Origin of the sequence: Paenibacillus sp. FSL H8-0122, assembly GCF_038005345.1 — a bacterium.
Lineage (GTDB): Bacteria > Bacillota > Bacilli > Paenibacillales > Paenibacillaceae > Paenibacillus_AQ.
In genome coordinates this window covers 6,135,346-6,152,370 of the sequence record NZ_JBBOTB010000001.1, presented here as the reverse complement: position 1 = coordinate 6,152,370, position 17,025 = coordinate 6,135,346, and the positions used below count along the sequence as shown (strand labels likewise).

11 protein-coding genes, 1 tRNA gene and 2 riboswitches are annotated in these 17,025 nt (G+C 53.5%); of the genes, 6 read left to right on the top strand and 6 right to left on the bottom strand.

Annotation, left to right across the window (positions count from 1 at the left end):
• Window positions 1-83 precede the first annotated feature (83 nt).
• Window positions 84-5,207 carry an S-layer homology domain-containing protein gene (locus NSS64_RS26255; protein WP_341142059.1) on the bottom strand — a complete coding sequence of 1,708 codons (5,124 nt, stop codon included), beginning with the start codon at window positions 5,205-5,207 and terminating at the stop codon, window positions 84-86.
• Between the two features lie 704 nt (window positions 5,208-5,911).
• Entirely contained in the window at window positions 5,912-7,192 is a 1,281-nt protein-coding gene (serS, locus tag NSS64_RS26250) for a serine--tRNA ligase (RefSeq protein WP_341142058.1), read from the bottom strand.
• Between the two features lie 410 nt (window positions 7,193-7,602).
• On the opposite strand from serS, the gene ssuE reads away from it, so the two are divergent.
• Window positions 7,603-8,157: an NADPH-dependent FMN reductase gene (ssuE, locus tag NSS64_RS26245; protein WP_341142057.1), complete on the top strand. Its 555-nt coding sequence runs from the start codon at window positions 7,603-7,605 to the stop codon at window positions 8,155-8,157.
• Between the two features lie 71 nt (window positions 8,158-8,228).
• Here ssuE and nrdG read toward each other — a convergent pair whose 3' ends face one another.
• Together nrdG and NSS64_RS26235 are read right to left on the bottom strand one after the other, a co-directional pair.
• A complete protein-coding gene (gene nrdG, locus NSS64_RS26240; RefSeq protein WP_341142056.1) occupies window positions 8,229-8,756 on the bottom strand; it encodes an anaerobic ribonucleoside-triphosphate reductase activating protein in 528 nt (175 codons plus the stop codon).
• Window positions 8,753-10,738, bottom strand: coding sequence for an anaerobic ribonucleoside triphosphate reductase (locus NSS64_RS26235; RefSeq protein WP_341142055.1), 1,986 nt, complete (start codon window positions 10,736-10,738; stop codon window positions 8,753-8,755). The genes nrdG and NSS64_RS26235 overlap by 4 nt, the downstream gene beginning before the upstream one ends.
• A gap of 309 nt (window positions 10,739-11,047) precedes the next feature.
• A riboswitch (cobalamin riboswitch) is annotated at window positions 11,048-11,278 on the bottom strand.
• A 340-nt stretch (window positions 11,279-11,618) separates the two neighbouring features.
• On the opposite strand from NSS64_RS26235, the gene NSS64_RS26230 reads away from it, so the two are divergent.
• From NSS64_RS26230 to NSS64_RS26215, 4 genes are all read left to right on the top strand, one after another.
• Window positions 11,619-11,927 carry an MTH1187 family thiamine-binding protein gene (locus tag NSS64_RS26230; RefSeq protein ID WP_340990856.1) on the top strand — a complete coding sequence of 103 codons (309 nt, stop codon included), beginning with the start codon at window positions 11,619-11,621 and terminating at the stop codon, window positions 11,925-11,927.
• A 48-nt stretch (window positions 11,928-11,975) separates the two neighbouring features.
• Complete coding sequence (locus NSS64_RS26225; RefSeq protein WP_341142054.1) at window positions 11,976-12,755, top strand: sugar phosphate isomerase/epimerase family protein; 780 nt, start codon at window positions 11,976-11,978, stop codon at window positions 12,753-12,755.
• Window positions 12,756-12,842: 87 nt separating this feature from the next.
• A tRNA-Thr gene (locus NSS64_RS26220) sits at window positions 12,843-12,914 on the top strand.
• A 148-nt stretch (window positions 12,915-13,062) separates the two neighbouring features.
• Window positions 13,063-14,211, top strand: coding sequence for a hypothetical protein (locus tag NSS64_RS26215; RefSeq protein ID WP_341142053.1), 1,149 nt, complete (start codon window positions 13,063-13,065; stop codon window positions 14,209-14,211).
• Here the strand turns inward: NSS64_RS26215 and NSS64_RS26210 are convergent.
• Complete coding sequence (locus tag NSS64_RS26210; protein ID WP_341142052.1) at window positions 14,190-14,942, bottom strand: YukJ family protein; 753 nt, start codon at window positions 14,940-14,942, stop codon at window positions 14,190-14,192. The two genes, NSS64_RS26215 and NSS64_RS26210, sit on opposite strands and share 22 nt — an antisense overlap.
• Window positions 14,943-15,039: 97 nt before the next feature.
• Between NSS64_RS26210 and NSS64_RS26205 the strand changes: the two genes are divergently transcribed.
• Window positions 15,040-15,462 (top strand): ASCH domain-containing protein, encoded by a 423-nt coding sequence (locus NSS64_RS26205; protein WP_340945030.1) that lies wholly within the window; start codon window positions 15,040-15,042, stop codon window positions 15,460-15,462.
• A 363-nt stretch (window positions 15,463-15,825) separates the two neighbouring features.
• Here NSS64_RS26205 and NSS64_RS26200 read toward each other — a convergent pair whose 3' ends face one another.
• Entirely contained in the window at window positions 15,826-16,191 is a 366-nt protein-coding gene (locus NSS64_RS26200; protein WP_341142051.1) for a hypothetical protein, read from the bottom strand.
• A 700-nt stretch (window positions 16,192-16,891) separates the two neighbouring features.
• Window positions 16,892-16,984: riboswitch (cyclic di-GMP riboswitch) on the top strand.
• Window positions 16,985-17,025 lie beyond the last annotated feature (41 nt).

The window sequence follows — 17,025 nt, the reverse complement described above, 5'->3', positions numbered from 1 at the left end:
AAGGCGGTTCCCGCAGCGCATCATGCGCCTTGGGAACCGCCTTTACTGATTTAAACCTCGTATAACGCTGTAGCGTGCGTGCGTTAGTTAATGAATTGCAGGGACTTCAAGGTCTTCTCCAGCATCGTAGCCGCTTCCGCACGGGTAGCCAGCTTCGCCGGAGCGAACGCACCATCAGGGGTACCCTGGATGATGCCTGCGGCGGCGATCTCTGCTACCGCTGCTCTGGACCAGGCCGGGATGCTTGAGGCATCGCGGAATTTAGCCAGTACAGCCGGATCGGCCGTCAGGGTCTTGCCGGTGTATTTCATGGCTTTGGACAGGACGGCTGCCATCTCCTGCCGGGTAATTGGACTGCCCGGCTTGAAGCTGCCATCGGTATAACCGGTAATCAGACCCGCGGCTGCTGCTGTCTGTACAGCATCCGTGTACCATGCGCCAGCATGGACATCACTGAAGGATGTTCCTGTTGCTGCCGGTGCAAGCCCCAGCGAGCGGGTGATCAAGGCTGCGAACTCTGCCCGTGTTATGGACTGGGCAGGTGAGAAAGCGGCGGCGCTGGTGCCGGTAATCACCAGCTTCGAGGCCAGCAGCTCAATGGCCGATTGTGCCCAGTGCCCGGTAGTGTCACCGAAGGTCTTGGACGACTTCACCACAGTATAATAGCTGTTGCTGTTGCGCTTAAGCGTTACTTCCGTATGCCCGTCTGCCGGATTACCAAAGACCGAAGGCACGAAGGATAGCTTGCCTGTGGCCGGGTCAAAGGCAACACCGGTCGCACCCTTGGCATCAAGTGCCCCGGTGGCCGTGAGGGTCCGCTTCACATAAGTGCTGCCGAAGCTGTTTAGAGGTACGCTCTTGCCGCCGGCCTGGGCAGTGATGCTGAATTCAATCACGGGCGCCGCCACAGTAACACTGCCGGCATGCACTGCGATAGCCTTGTTCAGGCTGTCAAGTATAGCGTTACCCGCCTGAAGCAGAGAGACGGTAACCGTGAATTCACTAGTGCCAAGCTGGGCAGCCAGAGCCGTTCCGTTAATAAGACCCAGCGGCAGGGAATAGGAAGCACCGCCGGTAGAGATGAAGGTCAGCACTGTGTCCGGATGGGCCGCAGCCTGCTGCACCAGCACATTGCCTGGCAGCACAGCCTGTGCGCCGCCTGCTGAAGCTGTGAGCGGGAGCTTCAGCTCATTAGTACCGGCAGGCAAGGCTGCAAACTGAGCGGTAAGCTCCGCTGCTGTAAACGTGGTAATCTGCGGCGCTGCTGCACTTGAAGCCGGAGTCGGACTTGGAGCAGGCGTTGCTGTAGGCGTCACTCCTCCGGAGCCTCCCGGATTAGATCCACCCGGATTGGTGGTTGGTGCTGGTGTTGTAGTCGGACTTGGGTTTGGAGCGGCACCCTTCAGATCGGTGATCCGTCCTTCAACGCTGGAGGTCACCTGAAGGTGTTTCTTCAGATAGGCCAGCAGAACTTCGAAGTCAGGAAGACCCAGCTCGTAATAACGTCCGTCTGCCTTGGCTGAGGCCAGTGCACGGTAGAAATCCCCGCCGCCTGCCATGAAGGAATTCGTAGACAGAATATAATAGCCTGCCGGATCAATCGGCAGGTAAGACCCGTCTGCCTGTTTGATTTCAACGGAGATTATGCGTTCTCCCGCTTGCGTGACCTTGCCGGTTAATGAATCTATAATCTCCGGCTTCTTGGTAGAGTCATACGTGTATTTCATCCCCGAGACATGGGCGAAACGTCCCTGGTCAGATTCCAGGCCGCTGACTGCGTTCTCTAGGGAGGAGATAATTTCTGCGCCGGTGACCTTCAGGGCTGCCAGACTGTTATTGAATGGGAGTGTGGTCAACACCTCACCCATCGTAATATCGCCCTTGTCAATTGCTGCACGAATGCCTCCGCCGTTCTGGATGGCGACGACCCCTTTGATCGTACTCTGGTCCTCCTTGGAGACGAAGTTAGGCATTAGCTCGGTTACTTTCTCCGCAATACTGTCAGCAATCATGTTGCCGATTGGCGTCTCTTCCTTACGCACTACGCGGACGGATTTCCCGTCAATGTCGCGGTTGGTGTAGAGGTCAACGTTCGAGTAACCTACCACCTGGCTTCGAACCGTTTCTAGTTCGGCATCGTATGGGGCAAGAATTTTTTTGGCAGCAGCATCTTCACCGAACAGGTTAACATCCAGCAATTTACCTTGGTATGCCTTAACCTCACCGTTCTTATCGAAGGTAACGTCAAGCTCACCGAGGAACTGGCTGTACTCGCCGGTCTGTACAATCAGGACCTTCTTGTCCGTCCCTGCAATCACCACAGGAGTTGGCGGGTTGTCGATCTTCGTGTGGGAATGTCCGCCGACGATAATGTCGATCCCCGGAACAGCCTTGGCCAGCTCCTGATCCACGGTGTACCCCAGATGGGTGACGGCGATAATCTTGTTGATGCCCTGGGCTTCAAGCGCCTGGACGGTCCGCTTCGCGCTTTCTATATGATCTTTGAAAATAATCTTGTCACCGGGAGATGCGAGGCCTACAGTATCCTCAGTCGTCAAGCCGAAGACTCCGATCTTCTCTCCATATACGTCCTTGATGACGGAAGGATAGATATGACCGTCTTTGGCGGTACTTTTGGACTCATCGGTCTCAAGAATACCAGTCACCTCATGATACAGGTCGGCAAGCTCACTGTTCTTCGTAGTGAAATCAATATTGGAGCTGGCAAAAGGGAACTTGGCTGCCGTCACGAAATTCCGCAGAATTTCCGGATTCTCCTTATTCATATCAAACTCATGATTGCCGAAGGTCATCGCATCATAGCCGATATGATTCATGAACTTGATGTCTGCCTGACCCTTGAACTGGTTGAAATACAGAGTTCCGGAGAAGACGTCACCCGCATCCAGCAGCACCGTATTGCCTGTCCGTTCGCTGCTGATGGCTGAGGTCCGCTTGGTGATATTCTCCAGATGGCTATGGGTATCGTTCGTATGCAGGACGCGCAGATTGAAATCTGCCCCGCCGAAGTCAATCTGTGCGAGCAGCGGATCATGGTCACTGATCCGGATGCCGTCTGCATCAGATACAGTACCTTGCGGATAATCTCCCGGATCTGCGTAATCGGCATTAATATGCACGATATCAAGCTTGCTGGCAGAAGCCAGCCGGTTATTGACGAGGATATGATCCAGCGTCTGGGAGTTGCCCTGGAAGTTGTAGGAATACCGTTCATTCAGCGGCAGGGTATTTACAAGATTCGTAAGTGCGCTGCCCTTGAGGATATTCAGCGTGTCTGAGAACTGGAAGTCATTCAGATCGCCGAGCACGACAAGATTTGCCGCCGGGTTCTTCTGAAGCACATCCTCAGCGAAGCTGCCTACCACCTTGGCGATCTTGGCCCGCTGAACTTCAGTCGAGAAGACCGGAGGTTGTACGGAACCGAACAGATAGTTGTCACTGCTCTTGGAGTTGAAGTGATTCGCAATCACGATGATTTCTTTGCCCCCGAAGATGAACTCGGCAGCCAGCGGCTTGCGCGACTCCTTGAAGGCTTCATTGCCGGGGTCGATGCGGCCCGGATTCAGGGTGAGGCCGGAACCAGCGGTATAGCTTACAGCGTCAGTAGCATTACCAGGTGTGCCCGGCTTCAGCGAGACGCGGTTCATATTGTACAGGAAGCCGGAGCGGATATTGCCGTCCGGAACACCGCCATCCTGGTTGTTCAGCGGTGCGATATCCGTGTAACCATAGTTAGATGCACCGCCGTCAACAGCTGCAATGGCAGCAATCAGCGCTGTGTAGCTCTCGCTGGCATCCGTTCCGCCTTTGCCGGTTCCATCATTATCCTGCACTTCTGTCAGGCCGATAATATCGGGTGTTTTGAGATTGACCACGATATCTTTGGCGACATTGGCGATTTTGGCGGGATCATTATGCTGGGAGAAGTTCTCAATGTTAAAAGAAGCGATATTCAGCTTATCCGCATCTCCCGGGGAGAGCGAAGTCACTTCTCTCTTCAGCTTGCTTGGGGAGACATCCGGCAGGCCGTCTGTTTCCGTAGAAATCAGGAATTTGCCGTAATCATAGGTCAGAATACCGGTGACATTGCCCAGGAATTGTTGGCCTGTAGTGAGTACCGGAGCGGTCTTCACAGAGAGTATGAGGCGCTGCGGGTTAAAGTCGGCACCCGTCAGTACCAGCCCGCCGGCAGGGGAAGTCACTTCAGTCGTGTTGCCCGTACCGTTGACGGTCACCACTGGGATTTCAAAAGTACTGCTGGAAGCATAGTAGACTGCCGGGCCCACAGTGGTCGGCTTGGCAATCTCCAGCCGCATGCCTTCCAGACTCTCATAGAAGTCTATGGCATCGGTGGCCGGCTCGAACTTGGCCGGATTCAGACCATCATCATCGATCACGGCCGTTGGGATGAGGCGTCCGCCGGTGCCCAGCAGGGTTGGGGCCGGAAGCGGATTACCGCTGCTGATAACCGTTGTCTGGGTAGCAGTGATCTGTGTAGTGGATAACTGCCCAGAGCGGCCGAATTCCTTGACTACTCCGTCTACCGTTACAGCATCGCCTGGTTTAACGGTGCTGCTTTTTCCTTTTTGATAGATTTGAATAGCTTCCGAGGTCTTGATATCTGTATCCATATCAGCGGCTGCAGACTGAATGTAGAAGCTGTCCGCATCCTTGATGTAGGTAACAATTCCCTTGATATCAGTGATCATCTTGTCCGCGTAAGGGGAGCTATGTCCTGCACCTTGAATCTGGTTAATCTTCAGACCTGCCAGTGCAGGGGCGACGCTGTATTCAAAAGTGGAGGTTGGACCTTTCTCAGAATCAGGTATTGAGGAGTAGGCTGTAATCTTAAGCGAGGTAATACCGGAATGAACGATGATTGGGGCAGTATACAATTGGTCTGCCACTTCTGGGGTAGCACTCTTGTTAGCGTAGACACTGTAATACACACTTGCCGTTACCGGGGTGCTTAGCGTAATGGTTGAGCCTGTGCCAATCTTAGTACCCGAAGCGGGAGATGCAGTAACGGGGGGCGCTTGGGTCGCTACAGCAGTGTCGGCTGCTATAATCGGCTCTGCTGAGGCCGTCCCTGAGCCTCCTGATAATGCCGGGAACATCCCGGTTAATAGCAATGCTACCGCCAGGAATAGACTGAGCGGCTTCCTGCATTGTGAAGAAAGTTTCATGTGAGTATACCTCCCCATAAAATATCATTCGTACTCTATTATAATAGAGATAATATGAATCTAGCGCAATTTTTCGGCAATATTTGTTAAACTTGCATAAATCCATGGTTGGAAATGTATGAAATATATAAAAATTTACTATGTTTATACGAAATTCGTTATGTTTTCTGAAAATCATGTAAACTACATGTTATTTATATGCTAAAACAGCGTTCCTCTCCTGAGTGTGGGGGAACGCTGTTCCACTTTCCCCTCAACGCCTTCGGTGCGCTAAAAACCGATAATAATGTGCTGGCGGGAGGGTGCGGGGCAAGTGGGCCGGATATATGTGAAAAACAATATACAATGGGCCTGTGCGGGGGTGATCGGACCGAATGTATGCGAAAAATAGTATACAATGGGGCTGTGCGGAGGCGAGCGGACTGGATGTATGCGGAAAACAGTATACAACGGAGCTGTGCGAGGTCGAGCGGGCGAATGTATGCGAAAAACAGTATACAATGGGGCTGTGCGGGGGCGAGCGGGTGAATGTATGCGAAAAACCGATTACATTGTGTAGCGGGAGGGTGCGTAGGACGGGTGAAGCTCAGGTAAGGGCAAAAATCAGGGGCAGTATTGCCCCTGAATGTCCCCGAATGCCCTGAATGTCCCCCGAATGCCCCCAGAAGTCGGCGGATGAGTAGCCGGTGGTGGTTAAGGTGAGGTTACTTGAGTTCAATCCGCTCCGCCCCGCCCATATACGGGCGCAGCGCCTGCGGGATGTAGATCGATCCGTCCTCCTGCTGGTGGTTCTCCAGCAGCGGAATCAGAATGCGCGGCGTGGCGACCGCTGTGTTGTTCAAGGTATGGCAGTATTGCAGCCGCCCGTCTTCATCACGGTAGCGGATGCCCGAGCGGCGGGCCTGGAAGTCGAGCAGATTGGAAGCCGAGTGGGTCTCCCCGTAAGCTTCTCTGCCCGGCATCCAGGTCTCGATGTCATACTGCTTATGGGTCTTCATCGCCATGTCTCCGCTACAGACGGCGACTACCCGGTAAGGCAGCTCCAGCAGCTGAAGAATATGCTCGGCATTGCCGAGAATCTCCTGGAGTATCTGCTCCGATTCTGCGGGATCATTCTTGCACATGACCACCTGCTCGATCTTCGAGAACTGGTGGACCCGGTACAGCCCGCGCACATCGCGGCCCGCCGAGCCCACCTCGCGGCGGAAGCAGGCCGACATCCCGGCCAGCCGCAGCGGCTGATCCAGCTCCAGAATCTCATCGCTGTACAGCGAGACCAGCGACACCTCCGAGGTCCCGGCCAGCCAGCGCTTCTCGCCTGTCAGCTCGTAGGTCTGGTCCCGGCCGCCGGGGAAGAAGCCGGTCCGCTCCAGCGCTTCCGGCCGGACGATCACGGGCACATCCAGCGCGGTGAAGCCGCGCTGAATCAGCACATCAAGGGCCAGCCGCTGCACGGCAAGATGCAGCAGCAGCCCGGCCCCCTTCAGCACATAGCTGCGGGGCCCTCCGGCTTTGACGCCGCGCGGAAGGTCGATGATGTCGTGCAGCTCTCCGAGCTCGACATGGTCCCGCGCGCGGAACCCGAAGACCGGCGGCGCGCCATGCCGCCGCAGCTCCACATTCGCGCGCTCATCCGGCCCGATCGGCGTATCCGCCGACACGGGATTCGGCGCTTCCAGCAGCAGCTCGCCGCAGCGCTGCTCCGCATCCAGAAGCTCCGCCTCCAGCAGAGTCAGCTGGCCGTTGATCACCCGCACCTGCTCCTTGGCCAGCTCGCCACCCGAAACGTCGCCCCCGCGCAGCAGGCGCTCGACCTCCTTCGTCAGCGCGTTGCGCTCCGCGCGCCGCTGCTCCGTCTCCCGGCGGGCCAGCCGCCGCCGGTCATCCCACTCCAGAAGTTCCTCCAGGGGGAACTTCAATCTTTTCCACTCGGCAGTCTTCCGTACAATGTCCTCATTCTCCCTGATCCAGTTCATATCCAGCATCTGCATCCGCTCCTTAAGTGTGGGTAAAAAAACGCAAAAAACGCCCTCATCCATGGGACGAGGAGCGTCAGCTCGCGGTGCCACCCAGGTTGACCTCATTCGCGTATATCAGCTTTGCAGCGCGTGGAATCAGGCCCTCTTTGGTCTTCGCGGTAACGGGCGAAACCCGGTAAACTTAGGGAACAGGAAGCTGCTCCGGTCGCAGACGCCTCGCGGTTGGATGCCGGTCGTTGGCCTGGTCGGGATATAGGTTTGCCGTTTATTATAACCAGAGCGGCAGCGGTTTGCAAGCATAAGAGGGGTTTGACAATATTCCTTGTACTCTGCTAGGATTATTACTAATTTAAAGTATTGATGCCCGGCGAAGCAGCCCGGTTTATCCTAATCATGCGGACGGAAGAGGTGCGGAAATGGCCAAAATAGTCGTAATTAACGGAACACCCTCGCTGGTCTCACGGATCAATGCCGTGATTGAGTATGCAGAGAATGACCTGCGGGAGCGCGGATTTGAAGTGGAGCGGATCAATGTGGCGGAGCTGCCTGCGGAGGATCTGATCCATACGAAATTCGAGAGCGAAGCCATTGTCAAGGCGAATGGGCTCGTAGCGGAAGCTGATGCGGTAATCGTAGTCAGTCCGGTATATAAGGCTTCTTACACGGGAGTGCTGAAGACCTTCCTGGATCTGGTGCCGCAAAAAGGGCTGGCCGGCAAAATCGTGCTGCCGCTCTTCATGGGCGGAAGCCTCGCGCATCTGCTGGCGATTGACTATGCGCTGAAGCCGGTACTGTCCGTGCTGGGTGCCCGCTACATTCTTGGCGGCGTCTACGCCGTAGACTCGCAGGCGGTGCGTAACGACCAGGGCGTAGTTGAGCTGGCCGAAGAGCTGAAGCTGCGTCTGAACAGCGTGCTGGAGGAGCTGGCAGAGGAGACGGAGCATAAGGTGGCACGTAAGGCAGGGCAATAAGCCGTACCCGGTCCGAACCAATAAAAGGCACTAAACTACCCGGTAGCGGGAGTTTAGTGCCTTTGTTATTTTTATACCCCTTGAAAGCTCAGCTCCGGCTCCCACAGAACAACCCTATCTCCCGCAAGACTCGCAGGAATATCGATGATCCGCTGGTTGCTGCTTCCCCGGTAGGAGAGGGTAAGGTCTTTGAGTCCTTCGACAAACCGTCCGTCGATCACGACCTGGCACAAGGCCAGCAGGTTCCATTCCGCAGAGCCCGGGGAAGCCGTAAGCTCCTCGTACGTATAACCGGTATAGATCCAGATTGGGAAGCCCGGCAGCTCGGCGCGCAGCTCGTGAATGAAGTCTGCAGCCTCCTCAGCCGAGAAAAAAGGGTCCCCGCCCGCCAGCGTCAAGCCGTCCAGCAGCGGATTGCCTGCAATCTCTTCTATGATCTCCCGCCGCCGCTCCGGGGTGAAGACTTCCCCGAAGTTAAAGTTCCAGGTCTTCGGGTTGAAGCAGCCCGGGCAGCGGTGGCGGCAGCCGCTGATGAAGAGGACGGCCCGCAGGCCTTCCCCTTCATTGATCGACTCCGGGTAATATCCGCAGATGTTCATAGATGCTTAACACGGTCCCGGACTTCGGCCTGCTTGGCAGCATTGAAGCGGGTCTGATAGTCACCGGTCAGATACCCGGTAACCCGGCGCAGACGGCGGATATGGGTGGTATCCTCATGGGCATTGCAGGTCGGGCAATTCGTGCCGATGACCCCTTCATAGCCGCAGCCGGAGCAGCGGTCAATCGGATGGTTAATGCTGAAGTAGCTGATATCCTGCTCCAGCGCATATTTGATGATTTTGACGAAGGCTGCAGGGTTGCTCCGGGCATTGCCGTTCAGCTCGACATAGGAGATCGCTCCGGCGTTGCAATATTCATGGAACGGGGCTTCCAGGCTGATCTTCTTGGCTGCGCTCAGTTCATGGTAGACCGGAATGTGGAACGAGTTCGTATAATATTCACGGTCGGTTACCCCAGGAATAGAGCCTAGCACCTTGCGGTCGATCTTCGTGAACTTGCCGGATAGACCTTCGGCCGGTGTTGCAAACAAGGTGATGTTGAGGTTAAGCTCCTCGCTCTTGCGGTCGCAATATTCACGCATGTGGCGGACGATGGCTACAGCCTTGGCGTGAATCTCCATATCTTCGCCGTGGTGCTTGCCGTACATGGCCTTCATGCATTCCGCCATCCCGATGAAGCCCAGTGACAGGCTGCCGTGCTTCAGCAGTTCGCCTACACTGTCATCAGGGGCAAGCTGCTCGCCGCCTTCCCAGACGCCTTCACGCATCATGAAATCGGAGGCTTTGGCCTTCTGGGAAGCCTGAATACGGAAGCGGTGCAGCAGGCCGTCCAGCGCAATATCCATATAGTGATTGAGGTCGTCGAAGAACCCTTCTTCATCAGCAGCGAGGCGGCGGCCGGTTATCGTGCCGTGAGCCAGACCAAGACGCACCAGGTTGAGCGTGTTGAAGGACAAGTTGCCTTTGCCGGAGCAATGGTTGCGTCCGAAGCGGTCGCCGAGCACACGGGTCCGGCAGCCCATCGTAGCGAACTCGGTATCCGGGTCAGCCGGATCGTAATACTGCATGTTCAGCGGAGCGTCCAGGTTGGCGAAGTTCGGATACAATCTGCGCGCCGAGCACTCCGCTGCCTTCAGGAACAGCTCATAGTTAGGGTCACCCGGCTGCTGGTTGATGCCTTGCTTGCATTTGAAAATCTGAATCGGGAACACCGGCGTCTCCCCGCTGCCCAGTCCGTTCATCGTGGCCGTCAGCAGCGAGCTGATCACAAGCTGGCCCTCCGGGGAGGTGCAGGTGCCGTAGTTGATGCTGGTAAAAGGAATCTGGCCGCCGGAGCGGCTGGACATCGTATTCAGGTTATGTACCATACTCTCTGCGGCCTGCAGGGTCTCGCTCTGCGTCTCCTTCAGGGCAAAACGGAAGGCCCGCGGATACTGCTCAGCCAGATCGCTGCGGCTCATCGTAATCTCCCCAAGCTCCGAACACTCTGCGTTCTCCTCGAAATACTCCAGACCTTTGCGGAAGAGCTTGGAGAAGGATTTGGTCACATAAGGAGCCAGGTCATAATCCAGCTTGTTGGCGGATACGCCGCCGTATTGCGCATTCTGCTGCGACTGGAAAATAATCGCCACCAGCGACATCGCCGTCATAATCGAGTTGGGAGGCCGTACGCTGCCGTTGCCGGTGTTGAAGCCTTCACGGAGAAGCCGTTCGAACGGGATGAAGATGCAGTTGGTAGTACCGATGGCGTATTGATCCAGGTCATGTACATAGACGACATTATCCAGGGTAGCCTGTACCAGCTGCGGAGGCATGGTGAAATTGCGGGCATACCATTTGGAGTATTCACTGCCGAACTTGCTCATTTTGCCGGAGAAGCTCTCCCCGTTCAGGTTCGCATTCTCGCGCAGCAGATCCAGATCCCGGCTGTCGATAATATCCCGTCCCAGATGAATGACCTCTTCCAAAAGATCCTCCTGTGCAGCTTGTCCTTCGTTATAACGTTTCTCCAGCAGCGTCATTATATAACTCTCTCCTCTCGGGTATTGTAAGCGTTAAAAAAGCACCCCCAGCCGGGAAGGCCGGAAATGCCCGAATGCATGATGCAAAGATCCGGGAAACGGAAATTTGCCTGTGGTCTGGGTGGAACATACGAGCAGACACAAGGGCGATAGCTTACGCCCGTTCTTGTATATTCCGCAGAGCCGATACCTGAAAATAATCCCCGATCGTCCTCAGGTATCGGCAGCCTCTGACCCGAATGACGGAAGGCTAACTCTGCTATTGCAGGCCGCATACGGACACCTCCCCTGTTCCTCGCAGGAGTCTAAGCGGTGCCACCGAAACAGGCAGGTCTCCTGGCTTCCGGCAACTCCTCCGGCGCCTTCCCGGGGGGCTTATTCCGCCCCTTAGTGGCAATTATCCGGAGAATGCGGCCCTGGGCATCGCACCCTGGGAGCATCCGGTTACAGTGGCGGGACCGCAGCGGTTTTGCACCGCGCTTCCCTATTAAGTCGCACCTCTATTACAAGAGGTGAAACACCCGTTTCTACTATATTTTGTTGTTATCTATTAAAGCTACCGCAATATATTGTGTTTGTAAATGATTTTTTGCAATCCCGCACGGGGAGCGGGTTCGGCGCTTTTACTCACAGCTGATCCACAGTTAGTCCACAGGTAATCCACAACTTTCCTCTGAATCTGCCGTGAATTTTTCATAAAATCTCCGAAAATACGCCACAAAGAATCCATAAATAGAGTGCGTCTAATCCTGGTAATCATTTTGACGGATATTAATAGAATAGAGAGGGTGCAGGTGATTTGTAGCAAGCCTGGCGAAGCGTTACAATAAAGAGGATAAGTAAGAGGCAGGCACATCAGATCATTAGGAGGCAGTTCACAATGGCAATTGGCGAAGTGACCGTTATTCCGGTTGGGACAGGCAGCACCAGTCTCAGCAGCTATGTGGCCGAGATGCAGCGCGTGCTGGAGACGGTGGAGGGCATTACCTATGAGCTTACTTCCATGGGTACGATTATTGAGGGTCCGGTAGCGCGGATTTTGGCTGCGGTAGAAGCGCTGCATGAGTCGCCGTTCACCGCCGGGGCGCAGAGAGTCTCAACCTCGCTCAAGATCGATGACCGGCGCGACAAGACCTCGACCAGCCGCAGCAAGCTGGAATCCGTGGAGCGCAAGCTACAGGGGAAGTAGCGGGAATATAGTATCCAATCAGAAATGACGATAAGGAGCGGATTCTTCATGACAACAGCAGCACAGCAGATCGGAATTCAAATGTATACACTGCGCGACCAGACGGAGCACGATTTCCTCGGCACACTGGCCAAGGTGGCAGAGATGGGATACCAGGCCGTTGAATTCGCCGGTTATTTCGGTGTATCTGCAGGGGAACTGCGCCGTAAGCTGGATGAACTCGGCCTGGCAGCCCCTTCGGCGCATGTAGGTCTGGACTTCAGCAGCCTGGATAAGATGGAACAGGCCTTAGCCAAAGAGATTGAATACGCGGTAGAGCTCGGACTGCAATATATAATCACCCCGTCGGCACCGCTTCCTCCGAACCCTACTATAGAGGATGTAACGAGGATCATTCCATTCCTGGAGAAAGCCTCCGAGATGGTCCGGGCAGCGGGAATGCAATATGGCTATCACAACCATGATTATGAATTCGCAAAAGTTGACGGCAAGGCGGTCATCGATATCTGGCTGGAGCGGATTCCTGCGGAGCATATGCTGGCAGAGTTCGATCTGGGGTGGGTATACAGGGGCGGAGCCCGGCCCGTAGATTATGTGCAACGGTACGCCGGCCGTGTTCCGCTGGTTCACATTAAGGACTTCGGAGCAGACAATGAGGAGACTGATCTCGGAAAGGGAGAGGTCGATTTCCGGAGCGTCTTCGAGATCGCGGAGCAGAGCGGAATTCTCTATTATATTGTGGAGCAGGAGGCCTATGAGGTATCTTCTCTTGAGAGCGCTAAGCTTGCACTGGATTATTTCCGCGGGCTGGGGCTGATGCAGGGCTGATGACACGGCAGCCAGCGGAAAAAGGGGTTGCGTTTTCCGCTGGAAGAGTTATAATATTTTTTGTTTGGCAGATGCAAACGTCTGTAAGCTGGTGTAGCTCAGGGGTAGAGCAACGCACTCGTAATGCGTAGGCCGGGGGTTCAATTCCCTTCACCAGCATCTTTACAAAGTCGATAGTGGCGCGGGTTTCCGGGTTTTTGGAACTGCGCCTTTTTTCTATGCAAGCATCAACATCTACCATTCTTCTAACCTTTAGTTAAGTAAAGTGGGGAGCATAGGGTTGGATGCTAGGAGGCAAGGATCTTATATGGGAAACCGGACATTCCTGAGTGTTACCAGTGCCGATACAGATTTGATTGATTATGAGAATACAGCTTTCGAGACGAATAATTTTCTCGCTCCAGTATGGTTTTGTCTGGTCAGCCAAGACCAGTTCCAGCGCTATAGCAGGCAGCTTATGCAAGCCTGGAGCAAGATTCAACCCCATATGGACCAACCGGATGTGGAGGATTTGCCTGAGTGGGAGCATTTCTCCGAGGCCTTCCAATGGCAGATTCCATGGGCGGATGCTGCAGAGCAATTGCGCCTGAGCTTACCCGGCACGCTGGCCCATTTCCCAGCGCTTGCCACTCCTGTACATGAGTGGCTGGTAACCTTATCGACCCATGTACAGCGTTATTCTACTGCCGTTATTCATCTGGAGCTTTCGCAATATTTCTCATTCACGGGCGATCCCGCCCTGTATCTAAAAGACATTCAAGAATACGTTACCCTCTGGCAGTCGCCGCATCCCTCGCAGGAGAAGGTCTGGCAGGGAGCAGCCGATAACGTTTATATGTTGAATGGGGAGCATTTGCCATGGAGAGAACGTAGGGCAGCTCAACCGGAGCAAGCTCTTGATATTCAGCCAGCACAGTCCATTCCTCCAGCATCCGGGAAGCGCCAGTCCAAATGGCGGCAGGAGATCTACATCTGGTTGCTTGCGATTCTATCCGCAGCCCTCTTTTTTACCGTCTATGTTAAGACCTCCAGTGGTTGGTTGGCGGTGCTCTGCTTCTTCATCCCCTCTCTGTGTATCGTTTTGTGGAATATAATTATCGGTCGTAAACGAACCTCCCGTCATCAGCTCGAAGCGGCTAGGACCTTGAAGAGGAACAGTCGCCCTTCTGATGCTGTGCTCAGAATTGAGTATTTCGCTGGGCATTCCCCTATTGGGGTGGATGGCATGGAGACCGGTCCTTCGGAGGATAAAGCGGTACCGGATCTTATCCCCTGGCTGCAAATCCTGCAAGCGAAGGTGCTCTCATCTCATGAGGTTGAGCTCATCGTTTCTGCTAACCATTCACCAGTCTCTACCTTACAACTTCATTTGAAGCTGGATGAACAGCTGGATGCCAAGGATACCGTATCAGCGGTTAATGCGTTGGTGTTGGCTCATGTCAAAGCATTGGTATGATTACATTCACTAACCGGCTTGGTGGCATCTCCCTGGTCGTTAGTACACCAGGATTGGGACTGGAAGGCCAGGAAGATAGCCACCCATCTGTGTTCATTCTCGAAATGAATAAGGACTCCGCCGTCTTGCCATGTGCCATTTTCTCTGGCGTACCCGCCCGCATTGCCTTGGTTCATATGAATATTATGGACGCCCTGCCCAGGGGAGAAGCCGAAGTATTTATCGGATTTATCCTCTTCGGGTCCCCAAGGCTCGCCGAATACGTACAGGGTTGCATCCTGTTCCTGTGCCTCCTTGAGATAAGAGGTGATTTTATCATACAGATTGTTGTGGGGATCATTGTCTTCCTTGTCATCCTGGTTCGTATTAGGCAGAGCCACCATCTTACTGGGAATCACCAGGTTTCCCCTGATATAATCTAGGGCAAGGCTCCGGTTATGCCAGGTGATCTTCGTGAAGCCGGATTCAAGCGTGAGCCAACGGGCCGTTTCTTCCGCTTTGAAATCTTCGCCCACATAATAAAGCACCTGATTTGCAGTGTCCTCCGGTAAATGTTCCGCTTTAGCGCTTGATCTGATATTGATAGCCACCCTGTACTTTTTATGAATATCACCTTCAACCTCAACCAGTACCTGGATATGATTATTTTTGACACCTAGCTTATATATGATATTCTCATTGGATAATTTGCATTTTAATACCCCGTACCCTTGATCTAATCCGTTACCCATAGTCCGTCAGTCCCCCTTCTTAGCTATTATTCTTTCCCGTAGAAGGCCATAGTAATTCTGAGTAAAAAGGTGTTCATCAGAGGAGGCAAGCTACATTATGAAATGCCTGACCATACGCCAGCCGTGGGCCACGTTAATTGCGCTGGGAGAAAAACAAATCGAAACCCGGACCTGGCGGACCGCCCACCGGGGAGAGTTAGCCATCCATGCCGGGATGCAGGTGAATAAGGCGATCTGCCGGACGGAGCCGTATCAGTCGTTGCTGGCACGTTACGGCTACACTGCGGACAACCTGCCAACCGGCAAGATCATTGCAGTCAGCCGCATTGCGGATTGCTGTGAGGTGACGCCGGAGCTTGCGCAGCAAGGCTGGCCGGGCGGCAATGAATATGTATTCGGCAATTATGCCGAAGGAAGGTATGCCTGGAAGCTGGAGGAGGTTGTTCCGCTGGTACATCCCATCCCTGCTAAGGGACGTCTGGGTTTCTGGGAATATCCTGTGCTGGAAGAGGAATTGTGAATTTCTTGACGGCAATGTGAAGAAAAATTGCTCCAGATTGGCTGTCAGCTGGTATAATTGGGATATTCGGCGGGAAATCTTCCTATATATAAGGATAGTTGTGCTCTGAGGCGGTCTACCGCTGGAGAGGGGCAGAAATGCCGGGAAGGAGCGTATGCATAATAGATGGGAAGCCTTCTAATTGCATGGCTTTGTATGCTTTGTTTGTTTCTTGCGTTCAGGGATCAGGTAAGCCGGAGAATCCTGTACCCGGTAGCTGTGGTGGTGATATGCGGCACGCTCGGGTATTGGACGTTGTTAATGTAACCGCATCCGGGTGAACATTTCATGCAGAAGTCTGCCGCTTGCGGCAGGCTTCTTTGGTTAGCCCTGCTCCATCTTCTCCATACCCAGGTATCTGCGCATATGCAGAGTGGCCTGGGCTGCAATCACATCATCCAGCAGCAGCATCCGCTCGTGATAACCCCTGCAGACGAATTTGGCTTCAACACCCGCCTCCAGCCGCTGCTGCTCATAGACCTTCAGACCACGGGCGCGCATCCCGGCACGGACCTCCCGCAGATCAGCAGAAGCGGCATGGACGGCCGACTGGATTACCTCCAGATAAGGCGCAGGCGTGCGCAGCTCTGAGGCTATAGCAGAAGCATCCCGCTCGAAGGCGGATAGAATAAGCGGCAGCAAAATATAGGATTTGACCAGCAGGTTATCCTGGCTCTCTGCTCTTTGCATCCTTCTCAACCCCTCAAAGAGAACGTATATTCGCATTGTAACTCATCCTTCAAAAAATAATCAATGGGTTTTATAAATTAACTCAAATAATGTGATATATTTCACAAAAAAATAAGATGAATTATTTTATATTAAAATTGAAATATTAAAGATTAAAGATTGAAAAATAAATCAGCTCAAAGGAGAATGGCAATGAGTCATGAAGGAAGTCTCCGCCGTGGTTTGGTATTCGGGATCATTCTAAGTGTTCCGCTCTGGGTATCGATGATTGGCTGGGTTCAGCTGTTCGGGTCTGCCTAGGCGACATTTTATTCAAAATATATGAAGTCTATTAGCAGGTGTCGTCCCTATGGGCGGCACTTTTTTTCTGAGCTGAGCTGAGGGCTATAAAATAGGACAAATGAATCAAATTTAAATAATATAAATTGATATTATTATAGGGAAGAGAGACAAACGGCTACAGCCAATCTTCTGATTTCTCGACTTTTTTCGTCAATAAATAAAAAGAGACTCGCCCCTGAACCCTTATGGTACAAGGGATCAATGAGGAACCATCGAAAAATATAATTTCAAAAAATATACTGGGAATGGATTGACAATAGGATGGGGGAGCGGATAAACTGAAATTAGTACAAAAGTAACAAATGTCATAGACTCAACGATGAATTTACATAAGTTACTCCCAATTTCATACCGAAATCATGTACAAACGCAAACCGGATCGAAAGAACGGGACGCAAAGTCAGGAATCTACTGTCTCTAAAGTTGAGACTAGGGTCGTCCGGCCGCCGTGAAGCTAACCCTTCTTGGCGGTCTTTTTGTTGTTATAGTCGC

Bases quoted from the DNA above. Each gene is read 5' to 3' on its own strand.
- serS (WP_341142058.1), bottom strand. From the start codon at position 7,192: ATGCTGGATATGAACTGGATCAGGGAGAATGAGGACATTGTACGGAAG.
- NSS64_RS26235 (WP_341142055.1), bottom strand. From the start codon at position 10,738: ATGACGCTGCTGGAGAAACGTTATAACGAAGGACAAGCTGCACAGGAG.
- NSS64_RS26215 (WP_341142053.1), top strand. From the start codon at position 13,063: ATGGGAAACCGGACATTCCTGAGTGTTACCAGTGCCGATACAGATTTG.
- NSS64_RS26225 (WP_341142054.1), top strand. From the start codon at position 11,976: ATGACAACAGCAGCACAGCAGATCGGAATTCAAATGTATACACTGCGC.
- NSS64_RS26230 (WP_340990856.1), top strand. From the start codon at position 11,619: ATGGCAATTGGCGAAGTGACCGTTATTCCGGTTGGGACAGGCAGCACC.
- NSS64_RS26255 (WP_341142059.1), bottom strand. From the start codon at position 5,207: ATGAAACTTTCTTCACAATGCAGGAAGCCGCTCAGTCTATTCCTGGCG.
- ssuE (WP_341142057.1), top strand. From the start codon at position 7,603: ATGGCCAAAATAGTCGTAATTAACGGAACACCCTCGCTGGTCTCACGG.
- NSS64_RS26210 (WP_341142052.1), bottom strand. From the start codon at position 14,942: ATGGGTAACGGATTAGATCAAGGGTACGGGGTATTAAAATGCAAATTA.
- nrdG (WP_341142056.1), bottom strand. From the start codon at position 8,756: ATGAACATCTGCGGATATTACCCGGAGTCGATCAATGAAGGGGAAGGC.
- NSS64_RS26205 (WP_340945030.1), top strand. From the start codon at position 15,040: ATGAAATGCCTGACCATACGCCAGCCGTGGGCCACGTTAATTGCGCTG.
- NSS64_RS26200 (WP_341142051.1), bottom strand. From the start codon at position 16,191: ATGCAAAGAGCAGAGAGCCAGGATAACCTGCTGGTCAAATCCTATATT.